General features: G+C 55.5%; 13 protein-coding genes and 1 riboswitch. Of the genes, 3 read left to right on the forward strand and 10 right to left on the reverse strand.

What is annotated here, in order from left to right; translation table 11 throughout:
- Window positions 1–583: 583 nt before the first annotated feature.
- The 3 genes from NST37_RS19455 to NST37_RS19465 all read right to left on the reverse strand — a co-directional run bounded on the left by NST37_RS19455 (window position 584) and on the right by NST37_RS19465 (window position 3,382).
- Window positions 584–1,495 (reverse strand): glycine betaine ABC transporter substrate-binding protein, encoded by a 912-nt coding sequence (locus NST37_RS19455; RefSeq protein ID WP_197029772.1) that lies wholly within the window; start codon window positions 1,493–1,495, stop codon window positions 584–586.
- A gap of 97 nt (window positions 1,496–1,592) precedes the next feature.
- Entirely contained in the window at window positions 1,593–2,243 is a 651-nt protein-coding gene (locus NST37_RS19460; RefSeq protein WP_003389558.1) for an ABC transporter permease, read from the reverse strand.
- Window positions 2,240–3,382, reverse strand: a complete 1,143-nt coding sequence (locus tag NST37_RS19465) for a betaine/proline/choline family ABC transporter ATP-binding protein (protein WP_039070521.1) — start codon at window positions 3,380–3,382, stop codon at window positions 2,240–2,242. The genes NST37_RS19460 and NST37_RS19465 overlap by 4 nt, the downstream gene beginning before the upstream one ends.
- A 155-nt stretch (window positions 3,383–3,537) precedes the next feature.
- A riboswitch (cyclic di-AMP (ydaO/yuaA leader) is annotated at window positions 3,538–3,681 on the reverse strand.
- A gap of 170 nt (window positions 3,682–3,851) precedes the next feature.
- Here NST37_RS19465 and NST37_RS19470 point away from each other — a divergent pair.
- Window positions 3,852–5,204 (forward strand): hypothetical protein, encoded by a 1,353-nt coding sequence (locus tag NST37_RS19470; protein WP_251237581.1) that lies wholly within the window; start codon window positions 3,852–3,854, stop codon window positions 5,202–5,204.
- 272 nt (window positions 5,205–5,476) lie between these two features.
- Here NST37_RS19470 and NST37_RS19475 read toward each other — a convergent pair whose 3' ends face one another.
- The 7 genes from NST37_RS19475 to NST37_RS19505 all read right to left on the reverse strand — a co-directional run bounded on the left by NST37_RS19475 (window position 5,477) and on the right by NST37_RS19505 (window position 13,611).
- Complete coding sequence (locus tag NST37_RS19475; protein WP_251237582.1) at window positions 5,477–6,457, reverse strand: dipeptide ABC transporter ATP-binding protein; 981 nt, start codon at window positions 6,455–6,457, stop codon at window positions 5,477–5,479.
- 15 nt (window positions 6,458–6,472) lie between these two features.
- The gene (locus NST37_RS19480) at window positions 6,473–7,435 is read right to left on the reverse strand and encodes an ABC transporter ATP-binding protein (protein ID WP_339185669.1); all 963 of its coding nucleotides are present in this window, start codon (window positions 7,433–7,435) and stop codon (window positions 6,473–6,475) included.
- 16 nt (window positions 7,436–7,451) lie between these two features.
- On the reverse strand, window positions 7,452–8,381 hold the full coding sequence (locus tag NST37_RS19485; protein WP_003389563.1) for an ABC transporter permease: 930 nt from the start codon (window positions 8,379–8,381) through the stop codon (window positions 7,452–7,454).
- Window positions 8,382–8,396: 15 nt separating this feature from the next.
- Entirely contained in the window at window positions 8,397–9,314 is a 918-nt protein-coding gene (locus tag NST37_RS19490) for an ABC transporter permease (RefSeq protein ID WP_003389564.1), read from the reverse strand.
- Window positions 9,315–9,424: 110 nt separating this feature from the next.
- Complete coding sequence (locus NST37_RS19495; protein WP_339185670.1) at window positions 9,425–11,002, reverse strand: ABC transporter substrate-binding protein; 1,578 nt, start codon at window positions 11,000–11,002, stop codon at window positions 9,425–9,427.
- A gap of 41 nt (window positions 11,003–11,043) precedes the next feature.
- Complete coding sequence (locus NST37_RS19500) at window positions 11,044–12,246, reverse strand: amidohydrolase (protein ID WP_339185671.1); 1,203 nt, start codon at window positions 12,244–12,246, stop codon at window positions 11,044–11,046.
- A gap of 15 nt (window positions 12,247–12,261) precedes the next feature.
- Complete coding sequence (locus NST37_RS19505; protein ID WP_339185672.1) at window positions 12,262–13,611, reverse strand: M20/M25/M40 family metallo-hydrolase; 1,350 nt, start codon at window positions 13,609–13,611, stop codon at window positions 12,262–12,264.
- 218 nt (window positions 13,612–13,829) lie between these two features.
- Between NST37_RS19505 and NST37_RS19510 the strand changes: the two genes are divergently transcribed.
- Both NST37_RS19510 and NST37_RS19515 read left to right on the forward strand, forming a co-directional pair.
- Window positions 13,830–15,131: an amidohydrolase gene (locus tag NST37_RS19510; RefSeq protein ID WP_327956315.1), complete on the forward strand. Its 1,302-nt coding sequence runs from the start codon at window positions 13,830–13,832 to the stop codon at window positions 15,129–15,131.
- Window positions 15,128–16,435 carry a hypothetical protein gene (locus NST37_RS19515; protein WP_327956316.1) on the forward strand — a complete coding sequence of 436 codons (1,308 nt, stop codon included), beginning with the start codon at window positions 15,128–15,130 and terminating at the stop codon, window positions 16,433–16,435. Before NST37_RS19510 ends, NST37_RS19515 begins: the two co-directional genes overlap by 4 nt.
- The last annotated feature ends 23 nt before the right edge of the window (window positions 16,436–16,458 follow it).

Genomic DNA, 16,458 nt, shown 5'->3' on the forward strand with positions numbered 1-16,458 from the left:
AAGTCACCCGATATGGATTTACGGACTAACGAAAAAATCGATTTACGAAAGAGCTATGAACACTCCCTCCAGCGAGAGATGAGCTTCCTCTAACCTTGCGTTTGGACGTATGTCGGCCTAATGCCCCTGCCGTCTGCGTATTCCTATGACAACTGCCTTCGCCCGTGTGAGGATGGCCGAGAAATGGCAGCTTTGCCGCTTCGAATCACAGTGATCGATTCAACAGAGATCAACAAGTCGATTCCTCCTTCTTTGAGAATGTATGTTCCGGTTTTGATTATACCATAATCGCGGACAAAAAATGACATTTATCCCATCGCTTGGGCAATATCCTGTCTATTCAACCCGATAACAGTCTATACAGTTTACAGTTTATTGGAAAAACCCCTTTGAAACGGTTACGAATGAAGTGCGCTTTCGCCTCATACAAAAAAATAGCCGGCTTCACACGCAATGTGGTGAAAACCGGCTTACTCAAAACCTTTTTGCTCCGGGTCTACTTCATTTTATTCTGCCAGGAGAACAGCTCCCGGCTACCCATCTCTAACCAACACTATATCTAGCCAATGCCGACTTCCTCATTTTAAGGAATCAGCCCCTGCTCCTTCAGCCAAGCTTCCGCAACATCCCGCGACTTCTTCTTGTCTACATCCACCTGCGCGTTGAGCACCGCCATTTGCTTGTCGTCAATCTTCCCGGCGAGCTTGCTCAGCACTTCCTTGATCTGCGGATGCTTCTGCAGCGTTTCCTGACGGACGAGCGGCGCGGCAAAGTACGGCGGGAAGAAATGCTTGTCGTCCTCCAAAATGACCAAATCGTGCTTCACGAGCTGACCGTCTGTCGAGAAGGCATCGATGATATCGACGTTCCCTTCGCTGATTGCTTTATATTTAAGACCGGCGTCCATTGATTTCGTACCTTTGAATTTCAGGCCGTATGATTTTTCCAGGCCTTTCAAGCCGTCCGAGCGCTCGAGAAACTCCTGTTCGGTTCCGAACGTGAGCTGTTGCGCATGCGGGATCAGATCAGAGATTGTCTTCAGCTTATATTTATCGGCCGTCTCTTTTGTCACCGCCAGGGCATAGGTGTTGTTAAACCCGATCGGCTCCAGCCATTCCATTTTGTATTTCTCTGCAAAATCTGCCTTTACCTTGTCGTACACCTCTTGAGGGTCCTTCATCGCTTCCTGTCCCATGATGTTGACCAGACCCGTTCCCGTATACTCTACATACAGGTCTGCACTGCCGCCTTTGACGGCGTTAAAAGCTACATCGGTCCCGCCTAAAAACGGCTTTGTCTCGACTTTTAAGTCCGTATTTTTCTCCAGCATGATACCTACGAGATTCGTCAATATATCTTGTTCCGTGAAATTTTTCCCCACCACAGTCACCTGATCAGACGCTTTTGTACCGGTCAGAACCGAGCAGCCCGTCACAGCCATCATCGACAATGCCAACACGCCCATTCCAACTTTCCTCAGCCATCCTGCTCTCACAAGATCCTCCCCTTTCATCATTAACCGTTTATTTGAAAAACCCCAAAAAGCCTGATGTGTTCAAGTCTTCAAAAATCAGCTTTTTGGATAAAGCGGCCTAACGCGAGTGGCGAATGCGCAATCCTTTTGGCGTCACTCGCCAATCTACCCAGGCCAGAATCAGGTCAAACAAGACCGCCAGCAGCGCAGCCGGCACCGCACCTGCCAGGATGATGCCCGTGTCCACCATGGCAATCCCGCGAAGGATCAGGTCGCCCAAGCCGCCTGCCCCGATAAACGCCGCGAGCGTCGCCACTCCGATCGTCATGACCGTAGCCGTGCGAATCCCGGCAAATATGACGGGGCGGGCCAGTGGAAGCTCTACGATCCGCAGCATCTGGCCTTTGGTCATCCCCATGCCGCGCCCTGCTTCCAGCAGCGAGGAATCGACGTCCAAAATGCCGGTGTACGTATTGCGGACGATGGGCAGAAGCGCGTAAATGACCATCGCGATGACAGCCGGGATCGGTCCGATGCCAAACAGCGGAATCATAAATCCGAGCAGCGCCAGACTGGGAATCGTCTGGAAGACCGAGATCACGGCCAGCACCGGACCGGCAAGCTTCCGGTACCGGGTCAGCAGAATGCCTGTCGGCACCGCAACTACAATCGCCCAGAACAACGCGACGACAGACAGAACGATATGCTCCCAGCTCGCCTGCACAATATCCGGCCAGCGGTCTGCCATTACGGAAATCACTTCACTCATTGCGCCACGCTCCTCTCCTGATCCAAGTATGGCCGTGCAAGCACATCGACCAGACTGGCCCTTGTCAACAAGCCTGCCAACGTCCCGTCTTGGCGGACGACCGGCACGTACCCGTACGGCGCTTCCTGCACGAAGCCGATGGCATCCGCGAGCGGGGTGTCGGGTGAAAGCGTCATGGTGTCTGTCCGCATCACATCGCGGATGGCCAGCGATTCATCCGGGTACCGCTTGTGAATATCCGCCGTATCCGCCATGCCCAAGTACTTCCCATGCTTGTCGACAACGATCAGCCCGGTTACCCGCTTGCGGTGCATGATCTGTACAGCCTCCGCCAGCCCTCGGCCCGGGGAGACGGTAACCGGCTGCGTGACCATGACATCCTGGACAAGCTGCCCGAGGTGGGACTGCAGCCGTTTTTCCCCGATGAACTCCCGGACAAAATCATTGGCCGGATGGCGCAAAATGTGATCGGGCGTCCCCTGCTGGATCACATTCCCGTTTTGCATGACCACGATCTGGTCGGCGATTTTCAACGCTTCATCCATGTCGTGGGTGACAAAAACGACTGTTTTGTTCAGCTCCTGGTTCAGCCGGATCAGCTCATCCTGCAGCTGCTCCCGGGTAACCGGATCGAGTGCCGAAAAAGGCTCATCCATCAGAATGATCGGCGGATCGCTCATCAGCGCCCGGGCTACCCCTACCCGCTGCTGCTGGCCTCCGGAGAGCTCGGACGGGTATCTGTCCCGGTACCGGTCGGGGGCCAGGCCGACCATATGGAGCAGGCGATCGACCTTTTTGTGATCAATCGACCCTTTTCCCCCCTGAAGCCGTGGCACCAGCGAAATATTTTCCGCGATTGTCAGGTGGGGAAACAGGCCGACCTGCTGAATCACATAGCCGATGCTCCGCCTCAGCGCGACCGGATCGACCTCCGCCGAATTCCTTCCGCCGACGGTAATCGTCCCCGATGTTGGCGAAATCAACCGGTTGATCATCTTCATCGTCGTGGTCTTGCCGCAGCCGGATGGCCCGACCAGCACTGTGATGCTCCCCTCGGGAATCTCCAGATTGAGATTCGGGATCACAGTCGTCGAGCCGTACGATTTGCGCACGCGTTCAAAGACAACCGCATTTGCCATTCGCATCCCCTCTTTTCGCTGTATTTTTGAAAATAAAAAGACCCCGCCAATGCAGGGTCTGTACCTGTAAAAATACAAAAAGACCCTGCAAAAGCATAGGGTCAAAAAACCGAATTGTTTTCCACGTCGGAATGATCTGACACGGAATGCTTGTTTTGACCCATCTTGAGGCTGACGAGGTTAGCTGACGGACTCGGGAAAGATGGTTCCCTACGGCAGATATGCTGCCGATTCGCCCCGGAAAAAGTGGTTCCCCCGCTTTCCGATTATGCAAATCGGAAATTAAGCTTATGGCTATTATGCATGAACTCGATCATCAAGTCAAATTCGCCTTCCCGGATATGAGGTCCGAATGTCATAGGTCATTGGTAACAAAAGTAATTATTTGTGAAAATTTGTAGGTATTTGTCTAACTTATTGCGAATCTATCTAAATATTCCATATTTTTTCTTGCAAGGAGGACTTCTATATGACCAAGCAGTGGAAACAGGCGTGGCAAGCAGCGCTGTTGGCTCTTGTCTTCTTCTTCTCTCCCGCCCAGCATTCAACGGCATCGGCTGAGAGTCTAGATTACAGCTCCAGCGTGCAAAACGGCAAGCTGGTCGTTTCTGCTTCCCTGAAAAATCCAGGCGATGGACGCAGCATCGGGGTCATCGCCGTCGGCTATGACGCCAATGGAAAAGCGATTGAAACCAAAGGAGCAGACGTATTCATCCCTCGCGGCCAGACTGGGAAATACCAGATCGTCATGGATCGAGGCGCCCAAATTGCCAAGGTCGAGGTGATCCCGGCTGATCTGTCCAATCCGACAGGCAAATTGAGCAGCTCCGCCTATAGTCTTGTAAATGGAAAAATGGTGGTGACCGCCGTTGTGGAGAATGGCGGTGACGGCCGGAATATCGGGGTCATCGCGATCGGATACGACGCAAACGGAAAAGCGATCGAGACAAAAGGCCTCGACACCTTCATCCCCCGCAACGAAGTGGGCAACTACCAGATTCTGCTGGACCAGGGGGCAAAAATTGCAAACGTCAACGTCCTTCTCGCCGACTTATCCAACCCGACCGGCAAGCTGAGCAGTGAAGCCTTTTTGCAGGTAAACGGAAAAACGCTGGTGACAGCTGTCGTGGAAAATGGCGGAGATGGCCGAAACATCGGGGTTTTTGCTGTCGGCTATGATGCCAAAGGAAAAGCTGTAGAAACCAAAGGTCAGGACTCGTTCATCCCCCGCAACGAAGTGGGCAGCTACCAAATCATGCTCGATCATGGAGCCGCCATTTCCGGGGTCAAGGTATATCTCGCCGACTTATCCAATCCAACCGGCAAATTAAGCAGTTCCGCCTATACCCAAGTGAATGGAAAAATGGTGGTGACCGCCGTCGTGGAGAATGGTGGTGACGGCAGGAGCATCGGCGTTTTCGCGGTAGGCTATGACGCCAAAGGAAAGCCCGTAGAAACGGCAGGACAAGATACGTTTATCCCGCGCAATGAGGTTGGCAACTACAATATCGTGCTGAATCAAGGAGCCAAAATCGCCTCGGCAAAGGTGTTCCTCGCTGATCTGTCCAATCCTGCAGCCAAGCTGAGCAGCAGTGCCTTTACCCCGGTCAATGGCACCATGCTGGTCACGGCTGTGGCAGAAAACGGCGGAGACGGGAAGAACATCGGCGTGACGGCTGTCGGATACGATGCGAAAGGAAAAGCGATTGCCTCCAAAAGCGCAAAGACCTTTATCCCGCGCAATGAGGTAGGGAACTACCAGCTTTCCTTGCCAAACGCAGGAAAAATCGTCAACGTCAAGGTCACCCTCACCACTCCTTAACTCGCGTATTTTTGGCGAACGAGCAACCATATCTGAAAAAGGTGCCTCTTTGGTCTGCCTTGGACCTTGAGGCACCTTCTTTTTTTGCCGCTGCCTGTTTGGGGACGTATCGCGATTCCATCTGCTTTCGAACATTCGAACATCTGCTTTCGGATTTGGCGACACTTCCTTTACGCCGCCAGAAGGGCAATCTTTCGCAATCGTGTCTTTGCATGATCAAACCGGCGCAAAGCAAGGGATGTCAGTTCGTCAAAAGAACTCCTGCCTCAGCTTTAACCGAGCGGAAAATGGCAGGAGACAAAGTGCCCTGCAGTGCCTTCGGTCAGTGTCGGCGCAGTCTGTCTGCACACATCCTGCACATACGGACATCTGGTGTGAAAATGGCAGCCGGACGGAGGATTGGCCGGATTCGGCAGATCGCCCTGCAGGACAATCCGTTCCTTTCGCTGCGTCGGATCAGGAATCGGGACAGCCGACAGAAGCGCTTCCGTGTAGGGGTGGCGCGGGTTTGCAAACAGCTCGTCGCGCTCTGCCAGCTCCACGATTTTGCCCAGGTACATGACCGCGATCCGGTCGCTGATATGCTTGACGGCAGGCAAGCCGTGGGCGATGAAAATGTAGGTCAGCTTTAGCTCCTTTTGCAGCTTCTTGAGCAGGTTCAGCACCTGCGACTGGATCGACACGTCGAGCGCCGATACCGGCTCGTCGCAGACGATCAGGCTCGGATTCAAGGCGAGGGCGCGCGCGATACCGATCCGCTGTCTCTGCCCGCCGCTGAATTCATGCGGGTGGCGGCTCATATGGTGGGCATCCAGCCCGACAAGGCGCAGCAGCTCCACAACCTTTTCCTTCAGCTCGCTTCCTTTGTGGGTGCCGTGTACGCGCAGCGGCTCGGCCACGATTTCTTCCACCCGCATCCGCGGATTGAGCGAGGAATACGGGTCCTGAAAAATCATTTGCAGGTGCTGCCGCAAAGTGCGGACCTCGGCTTTGCCGAGAGTGGACAGATTTTTTCCCTCAAACCAAATCTCCCCTTCGGTCGGCTCCAGCAGCTGCAAAATCATCTGGCCGGTGGTCGACTTGCCGCAGCCGGATTCTCCGACGATTCCCAGCGTTTCTCCGCGGTACACGGTAAAGTCGACGCCATCTACGGCCCGTACGTAGCCTGTCTCTTTGGAAAACATGCCTTTCTTGAAGGGAAAATGCTTTTTTAACCCTTTAACCACCAACAGCGGTTCTTTCGTCTGGTCCATTGCTATGTGCCTCCTTTACGCGTAGAAGCAGCGTGCCAGATGGTTCAGGGCCACCTCTTGAAGCTGCGGCTTGTTTTGCTTGCACTCTTCTGTGGCGGCAGGGCAGCGCGGGTGAAACGCACAGCCGCCCGGCATGTCGAGCGGATTCGGTACCGAGCCGGGGATCGAGTCCAGCTCCTCCCGATTTTCGTCCAGCTTCGGCAGCGAACCGAGCAGCCCTTTTGTATACGGATGCTTCGGCTCCGCAAAAAGGGAAAAGACGTCAGCCTGCTCCACCACTTCTCCCGCGTACATCACCACGACCCGGTCCGCCATCTCGGCTACGACACCGAGATCGTGCGTAATCAGAATGACTCCGGTTTGAAACTCCTTGTTCAGCTTTTTCAGCAGCTCGAGAATTTGTGCCTGGATCGTCACGTCCAAGGCGGTCGTCGGCTCGTCCGCGATCAGCAGGGCCGGATTGCAGGCCAGCGCCATGGCGATCATGACGCGCTGCCGCATACCCCCTGAAATCTGATGGGGAAAGGAATCGACGATCTTTTCCGCATTGGGGATGCCGACATGCTCCAGCATTTCGACGCTGTGTGCCCGGGCTTCCTTTTTGTCCATCTGTCTGTGCTGGCGAAATACCTCTCCGAGCTGGTTCCCGATTGTAAACACGGGATTGAGCGAGGTCATCGGCTCCTGGAAGATCATCGACAGCTTGTTGCCGCGCAGCTTGCGAAGCTCTTTTTTGCTTAAAGCGAGCAGGTTTTGGCCCTCCAGCCAGATTTCTCCGCCCACCACTTCGCCAGGCGGGGCGACCAATCCCATGATCGAGAGGGAGGTAACGCTTTTGCCGCAGCCCGATTCGCCGACGATGGCAAGTGTCTCGCCCTTGGCTACGGAAAACGAGACGCCGTTTACGGAGGGAACGACGCCGTCCTCAGTTTTGAAATGCGTCCGCAAATGTTTCACTTCCAGCAAGTTTGCTTCCATATCGAGTCTCCCCTCCTTACTTCGCTCTAGCCTTCATGCGAGGGTCCAGAATGTCGCGCAGCCAGTCTCCGAGAAACATAATGCCCAAAACCGTGATCGTAATCGCTACACCGGGGAAGGTCGCCACCCACCAGCTCGTAGCGAGGTACTGCCTGCCGTCGCTCAGCATGCCGCCCCAGGAGACAGTTGGCGGCTGAATCCCCAAGCCGAGAAAGCTGAGTGAGGCCTCCGCGATGATCGTCGTGGCTACGCTCAACGTAGAGACGACGATAAAGGAGGAAATAACGTTGGGCAAAATGTGTGTAAAAATGATTCGCCCGTCGCTTGCGCCGACAGTGCGGGCGGCTCTGACGAAGTCGCGTTCCTTGACGCTGAGCACTTCACCGCGGATGATGCGGGCGTACTTGACCCAGTTGGTAAAGCCGAGGACGAGGATCAGGGTCGTCAGACTGGGCCCGAGGACGGTCAAAATCACCAGCATGAACAAAATATTCGGAATGGCGAGAAACGAATCGACCGTCCGCATGATGAGATTATCCACGATCCCGCCGAAGTAGCCGGAGACGAGTCCCAGTACGACCCCGATCGCGCCCGCTACGGCGACGGCACACACCCCGACCATCAGGGAAACCTGCGAGCCGTAGATGATGCGGCTGAGCACATCGCGCCCCAGATTGTCGGTTCCGAGCGGATTTGCCGGCGAGCCTCCCTCCATCCACATGGGAGGCTTGAGGCGCTGCGCTGCCTGGGTTTTGGCCGGATCATGAGGAGCGATCGCACTGGCGAAGACGGCCATAAATACGACGACGATGACGATCAAAAGTCCGATTGTTCCTGTTTTGCTTTTCAACAGCATGCGGGCCAAACGGCGGAGCTGCCCCGGCTTTTTGACCGCCTGGCCGACGCTGCCTGCTTGTGCTGTTTGCGATTCCAGGGGAAGAGACATACGGCTCACCTCCGTTTAGTTGTACTTGATGCGCGGGTCCAACACGCGGTATAAAATGTCTGCCAGGATGTTGCTGACGATGACCAAAAAGGCGACGACAAAAACAGCGGCCTGGACGATGGCCATATCGCGGGTATTCACTGCCTGAATGATTAGCTGTCCCATTCCCGGCCAGGAAAAGATCGTCTCCGTAATCAGCGTGCCGCCGATCAGGGTAGAGGTTTGCAAAGCCATGATGGTCACTACGGGGATAAGCGAATTTCGCAGGGCGTGCTTGTACACGACAATGGTTTCGATCAGCCCCTTGCTTCTCGCTGTGCGAATGTAGTCCTGCCCCAAAATTTCCAGCATGCTGGAACGAATCAGGCGGGTCATCTCCGCAGCAATTCCCGTCCCGAGTGTAAAGGCAGGCAGGATCAAATGGTCCCATGAACCCCTTCCCGATACCGGCAAGGTCTTCCACTCGACGGCGAACAACAGGATCAGCATGATTCCCAGCCAAAAATGCGGCATTGCCTTGCCCAATACGGAAGCGCCTGAAACGAAAATGTCCAAAAAGGAATTTCGCTTGGTCGCGGACAGAATGCCCAGCGGAATCGAGATCACCGTGGCGACGATCATGGCTGCAATTGCCAGTTCAAAGGTTGCCGGCAGACGCTCCAAAACAATCGGCAGGGCGGGCATGTCATAGCGGAAAGATGTGCCGAAGTCCCCCTGCAGCATGTTGCCGAGAAAGCGGAAATACTGGATGTGCATCGGCTGATCCAACCCCAGCGCAGCGATCAGGATTTCCCGATCCTCGTCCGTCGCCGTATCGGACAGCATCAGAGACACCGGGTCTCCGGTAACGTACACCAGCACGAAGACGATGATCGAGATCAGAAAAAGCACGGGAACAATCTGCAGAATCGACTTCAACAAATACTGTCTCACGGTGTCACCTCCCGAAACATTTGCGAGTTGCTAAACAGGTTCATCAAGCTATCGGTCATGGAACAGGAAGGGGCCTCGCCAGTGGAGACCCCATTCGCTGCACCTTTTTCTTATTTCAGTGTAATTTCATCGACGAACAGCATTTCGTCCAAACGCGGTTCAAAGTTGATGCGGTCGCTCACACCGTAGTTGGCATTCATTTGGTACAAATAAATGTGCGGGCGTTCTTCCGCGATGATTTCCTGCGCTTGTTTATACTGCTTTTCACGCTCTTCCATGTTCATGTTCTTTTCGGCGTCCGCCAGAAGCTTGTCCAGCTCCGGGTTGCTGTAATCCGACTCGCCCTTGGACCGCTCCGTAGTCAAACGGTCAAACGCCAGAGACGCGTCAAACATGGAGTTTCCGTAGGCGATCATGAACACTTCATCAAATTTTTTCGCTTTGTACTTTTCGTTGAACTTGCTCCACTCCAGCAGCTCCAGCTTGGCGTTGATTCCCACCTCGGCCAGCATCGCCTGGATCAGCTCTGCCGTTTCCTTGTCTTTCAGGTAACGGCCGCTCGTCGCATTCAGCGTCAGCTCCAGACCGTTTGGATAGCCGGCTTCCGCCAAAAGCTGCTTCGCCTTTTCCGGATCGTAGAGCGTCTTGTTGTACAGGTCGAGATTGGTGCCAAAGTTGCCCGGAGTCACGCGGGTGCGGGTCGGCACGCCTCCGCCGGCGAGGATGTTGTCGACGATCGCCTGCTTGTCGATAGCCAAATCAATAGCTTCACGCACCTTCGGATTCTCGGTGACCGTTCCCGGCGTCAGCCGCAGGGTGAGCTGCATGACGCGCTGGGTCGGTCCTTGCTTCGTGTCGGTGCCGTCGTTGTCCTTGACGCGCTGCAGATCGCTCGGCGGGATGTTTACGGCAATATCGACGCCGCCTGTCAGCAGTTCCGCGACACGGGTCGCATCTTCCGGAATGGAACGAAAAACGACCTTGTCCCATTTCGGCTTTTCGCCGAAGTACTCATCGTTTTTCACCAGCGTCAGGCGATCGTCACGCACCCATTTTTCCAGCTTGTACGGGCCTGTTCCCACCGGGTTTTTCAGGAATTCGTCCCAGCCCTTTTCCTTGATGTACTTGGATGGGAGGATGCCGGAGCCGAGCCTTGACAGACGGTTCAGCAGGACCGGTTCCGGAGCGTGGGTGATGATTTCAACCGTATGCGGGTCGATTACTTTCACTTCTTTGATTTGCTTGTAGTTTCCGTATTCCAGCAGCTTGTTGTCCGTGGCTACACGCTCCAGCGTGAACTTGACGTCCTCGGCGGTGAACTCGTCGCCGTTGTGGAATTTTACGCCTTCACGCAGCTTGAAGCGCCAGGTCGTGTCGTTTACCGTCTCCCACTCGGTTGCAAGGTCGGGCTGCACCTTTTGCTGGGCATCCTTTCGCACCAAATAATCAAACATATTGACGTGCACAGCTTCCGTCGACGTGTTGTTGTGATCGTGGATATCAAAAGTGACGATGTCGCTGCCGCTGGCAATCGTCAGCACTTTTTCTCCGTTCTGTCCAGCGGGCTGTGCCGTTTCCTTGTTCCCGGACGGTTGAGCCGGCGCGCCAGATTGGCTGCTGCAGCCGACCAGGGCCGCTGACAGAGCAAGGATCGCTGCGAGGCCAAAGCCTGCAATCCGTTTTTTCATGTCTGGTTTCCCCCTTATGGATACACTGAAGTGGCTCCCGCCTATTGCCTCAAGTAATTCAAGGCAAACGCCGACAGCATGGCGACGCCGATCGGAAGCGCGTCTTCATCGATGTCGAACAGCGGGTGATGCAGTGGATATTGAGTGCGCTTGTCTTCGTTGCCCACACCCAGGCGGAAGAATACGCCCGGCACATGATGGGTGTAGTAGGAAAAGTCCTCTCCACCCATGGACGGCTTCACGAGCTGGTACTTGCCCTCGCCCAAAACGTCATCGGACGTTTTCAGCAAAAGGTCCACCATGCCGTCGTCATTTAAAATCGACGGGTACCCTAATTCGTAATCAAACGCGTAGGTCGCTCCAAAGGCTTGGGTAACGCCGGCGATCACTTTCTCTATCCGCTCCGGCATCTGCTCGCGGAGTGCCGGATTCAGGGTGCGGACTGTTCCGAAAAGCTCTACCTCGGGGGCGATCACATTGCTCGCCGTCCCTCCCTGAATTTTGCCGATTGTAATGACAATCGGATCGAGCGGGTCCACATGGCGGCTGGCGATCTGCTGCAGCGCCGAGATGACCTCCGCTGCAACAGCGACGGAATCGACTGCCAGATGCGGATGCGCCGCGTGGCCGCCGCGGCCAATGACCCGGATGTGAATCGTGTCAGCAGCGGCACAGCCTACGCCTCGCACGGCAGTCACTCGTCCTACAGGCACACCCGGAAAGACGTGCAGTCCGGCCATCGCCTGAATGCCTGTCTCCCGAAGCAAGCCGTCCTCGATCATGACCTGGGCGCCGCCGCCTCCCTCTTCAGCCGGCTGGAAAACGAAGACGACATTTCCCTTTTCCGGCCGCTCTACCTGACTGAGGAACTGCGCTGCTCCCATCAACATGCTGGTGTGAGCGTCATGGCCGCAGGCGTGCATTTTGCCGTCTACCGTGGAGCGGTACGCGACGTCTTTCTGATCGTGTATCGGCAAGGCGTCCATATCAGCCCGCAGGCCAATCGTCAGTCCCGGCTGCTTTCCTCGCAAAATTCCGACAACGCCTGTCCTGCCAAGGCCCCGCTTTACTTCCAGACCCAGCTTCTCCAGGTGGCCTGCGACAATGTCCGAAGTGCGATTCTCTTCAAAGCTGAGCTCGGGATTTTGATGAAAGTCTCGCCGCCACGCCACGATTTGCTCTCTCAAGACGCTTGCTTTGGCAAGAATCTCGGAGGTTTGGTACAAGGCACGTGTTTGGCCCATATGACGAACGCCTCCTTACGCTTCCTTCGCGAACTCTTCCATGATCGCGGCGATATGCTTGATCCCCTGTATGTAGTCATCGATGCTGATATTTTCGTTTGGAGCGTGGTTGTTGGAGGCGAAGTGGCCGACGCCGACTGATACGGCGGGAATGCCGAGATGCTGGCAGAGAATGTACATCGGGCCTGTTCCCGGCGACATCGGCATGATGGTCGGTTCCATTCCGTAAATCTGCTTGGAGGTATTCACGACAGCGCGGGTCAGCGGATTGTTCAGCGGCGTACGGGCCGGATGCTCCAGCGTGAACGACTGGATCTCGATGTCCGAAAATCCGTGCTCATCCAAATGCTTGCGCAAAAGTGCGAGTATTTCGTGCGGGTCCTGATCGGGTACGAGCCGGAAATCGAGCTTTACCCTCGCCTCTGCCGGCAGGACCGTCTTGGAGCCTTGGCCGATATAGCCGGAGACGATGCCGCAAACGGTACAAGTAGGCTGGAAGATCAGCTTTTCCTTGAGCGGAATTCCTTTCAGGTCCAGCAGGAAGGACTTCAGCCCCAGCTTTTCCAGCGTGTCTTCCTCGTTGTAAATCATTTGCTCCAGCATGAGCTGGTCGTCATCGCTCAGACTCGCAACCTTGTCATAAAAGCCTTCGATGCGGATACGCTCATCCGGTCCCTTCAGCGTGTTCAAGGCCCAGAGCAGGCGCCAGGCGGGGTTTTCGATTATCGCCGCATTGGCGGAGTGCAGGTCGGTGTTGGCTCCCCGGCAAATCAGCTCCACATAGCACATCCCTTTTACCCCGAGGCTGATCTGCGGCCGTCCGTCAGCGTTTTTATAGCCAAACTCCCAGACGCAACCGTCGGCTCCGATCCGGTCCGCGTACTTTTCCACGAATTCCTCCAGATGCACGCTGCCGATCTCTTCCTCGCCCTCGACGATGAACTTGACTCCTACAGGCAGCTTGCCCCGTACCTGGAGGCAAGCGTGGACGGCAGCCAGGCGGGCCATCAGATTGCCCTTGTTGTCCGCCACTCCCCGCGCATACATGTACCCATCCCGGATTTCCGCGCCAAAAGGCGGTGAATGCCACAAATCGAGCGGATCTTCCGGCTGGACATCGTAATGGTTGTAAAAGGACAAAATCCGTTCGCTCTCGCCCTTGAATTGTCCAAAGACGACCGGATAGCCGGACGTTTCCAATTGCTCCGCCTCTCCGCCGATCTCGCGGACGAAACGTTCCACCATATCAGCGGTTTCCTTCATGCCGCGGTTTTGCGCCGCCACGCTCGGTTGCTTGCAGATGTCTTGCAGCCAGCCAATGTAAGTCTCCCGGTTTTGTTCGATGTAGGAAAAGACGTCCTGCACCTATCTCTCCTCCTTCTTTTTGGAAATATTCCTTTAAGATTCCTTAATTAAAAACTATAGGGTCGGTTCAGTTTTGTGTCAACTCAAAATATTCTAAATTGTTCTAATAAAATAAAATTTACTGGAAGGATTTTCATTTCCAGCAGAGAAATTCATTTGAATTAAGAAGTAATTCCTAAATTATTCCTAAAATAGCACGCCGCAAAAAGGAGACGCATATGGTTGAAGGTGTAAACAGACTGGTAGAAGAGTTATTTCCCACACTCTTGAGCTGGCGCCGCGACTTTCACAAGTACGCTGAATCGGGCTGGGTGGAGTTCCGCACGGCCAGCATCGTTGCCGACCGCTTGTCCAGTTGGGGCTATGAAGTGAAAGCCGGTCGGGAAGTCATCCATCCAGAAGGAAGAATGGGCGTACCTGACGAGTCATTTTTGGCTCAGCAGGAACAGCGTGCCCGAGAGCAAGGGGCCATCGCCAAATGGCTGCCGAGGTTTTCCGGGGGGTTCACCGGAGTCGTCGGCATTCTCGACACAGGCCGCCCCGGGCCCACGGTCGCTTTTCGCGTCGATATGGACGCGCTGGACCTGCAGGAATCGGATGCGCCCGATCACATTCCTGCGGCAGAAGGCTTCGCTTCGGTCAACCCTGTCATGATGCACGCCTGCGGTCATGATGCCCACACGACCATCGGGCTGGGGCTGGCCTATGTTCTCAGTCAGCTAAAGGATGAGCTTCAAGGCAAAATCAAGCTGATCTTCCAGCCGGCGGAAGAAGGCGTCCGGGGAGCCAAATCGATGGTGGATGCAGGCGTTGTCGACGATGTCGACCGCTTTTTTGCCTGCCATATCGGCATCGGCGTGCCGCTCGGCGAGGTAGCCTGCGGAACCAGCGGCTACCTGGCTACGACGAAGGTTGATGTCACCTATACCGGAGTGGCATCGCATGCCGGAGGCCATCCCGAAGACGGGAAAAACGCCCTGCTCGCTGCCGCCTCTGCCGTCCTGAACCTTCACTCGATCGCGAGGCACAGCGGCGGCAACTCACGTGTCAACGTGGGCGTCCTGCATGCCGGCAGCGGCCGCAACATCATTCCCCATCACGCCTTCTTCAAGCTGGAAACGCGCGGAGAGACGAGCGAGGTGAATGAATATACGCTCGCCCGCGCGATGGAGATCATCGAGGGTGCCGCCGCGATGTACGGAGTCGAGTCGAATGTCCGGATCGTAGGGAAAGCAAACCAATGTGCCCCCAGTCCCGAGCTGCTCCCGTTTATCCGCAGCCAGGCCGAAAAAGTAGCCGAGGTTGTATCTGTAGTAGATCAGTTCCAGACATCCGGTTCGGAGGACGCCACCTACATGATGGAACGAGTCCAGGCAAAAGGCGGTCTCGCTTCCTATCTGGCATTCGGAACGACGCTGGCTGCCGGCCATCACAACGAGCGCTTCGACATCGACGAGAAGGTTTTGCCCATCGCCGTGAAAACGCTTGCGCTTTGCGCCCTGTGCGCCCATGAGTCATGATGAGCCGAGTCGGGGTTGTCGGCCCCCGGGATTCCGTCCGACTCATCTGCGAAGTCGGTGAAGAGTACAAGGACCGCATGCAGTTCATTCCTTATGTCTATCAAAATGCCGCAGAAGCGAGCGGAATCGTCCATGCTGCGGCTGACTCGGTCGATATTTGGCTGTTTTCGGGCCAGGCCCCTTACGCGATCGCCAAAGAGCAGATCCGCAAGCAAAAGGCGTTCTTTCCCCAGCTCCAGGGCTCGAGTCTGACGAGAGTCTTGCTTGAGCTGGTGTACCGGGACCATCGACGTCTGGAGCGCGTCAGCTTTGATACTATTTCAGCAGAGGCGTTCCGGGAAATGTGCGCCGATCTCGGCCTTCCCTGTGACCAGCTGCATCTGCTCTCCTATTCCGGCTTCATGCCTTCCATGGAGCTGATCGCCTTTCATACGGGACTTTATTCCCAAGGAAAGGTCGACGCCTGCGCTACCTGCATCAGCTCTGTCTATGATGAATTAAAGGCAAGGGAAATCCCTGTGTACCGGATCACTCACGACCGGGTGGCGATCCGCACGATGCTGGACATGGCCAGCCAGGAAGGAGAAGCGCTGCACTTCAAAAAGTCGCAAATCGCCGTTCAAATGGTGGTGGTCGACGGCCTGGACAAGCTGATCGGCGAGAACAAAGGAATTTACGAGGTTCATCGCCTGGAGCTGAAGCTGCAGGAAACCATTCTCGATTACGTCGAAGCGCAGGCGGGTGCCGTCGTGCCTCTGGGGAACGGAAAGCATCTGGTCTTCTCTACCCGGGGCTCGTTTGAAGACAACCGGACATATCCCCCGTCTGCCCTGATGGAGCGAATCTGGCTCATCGCCGATCTGCCTACGCACATCGGTGTCGGCTTCGGCGCCACTGCTCTTGCCGCGGAAAAAAATGCCCAGCTCGCGCTGCTCCACGCCAAACAGACAGGTGTCTCCAACGCGATCCTCGTCAATGACGAGGGAGTGATGGAAGGCCCCCTCTACACCCCGGACAGCATCACTTATCAATACCGGACGGAGAACAAGGAAATGAACCAGCTGCTGCGCAAGGCCGGCGTCACGATCACGACCTACAACAAGCTCCTCTCCGTACAAAAAAATTTGGGCCAGAATTGCATCAGTGCCGTTGAGGCGGCGGAATGGCTGGGGATGACGCAGCGCAATGCCCGCCGCATTTTAAGCGATCTGGAGAAAAACGGCCTCGCCGAGCTTACCGGAGAAGAAGCGCCGGCCAGCCGCGGACGGCCGCGAAAAGTGTACCGGCTGATCGCGCCTAGCTAAACAAACCTAAAGGAGGAGAATGT

This window comes from Brevibacillus sp. FSL K6-6036 (assembly GCF_037964015.1).
Taxonomy (GTDB): domain Bacteria; phylum Bacillota; class Bacilli; order Brevibacillales; family Brevibacillaceae; genus Brevibacillus; species Brevibacillus borstelensis.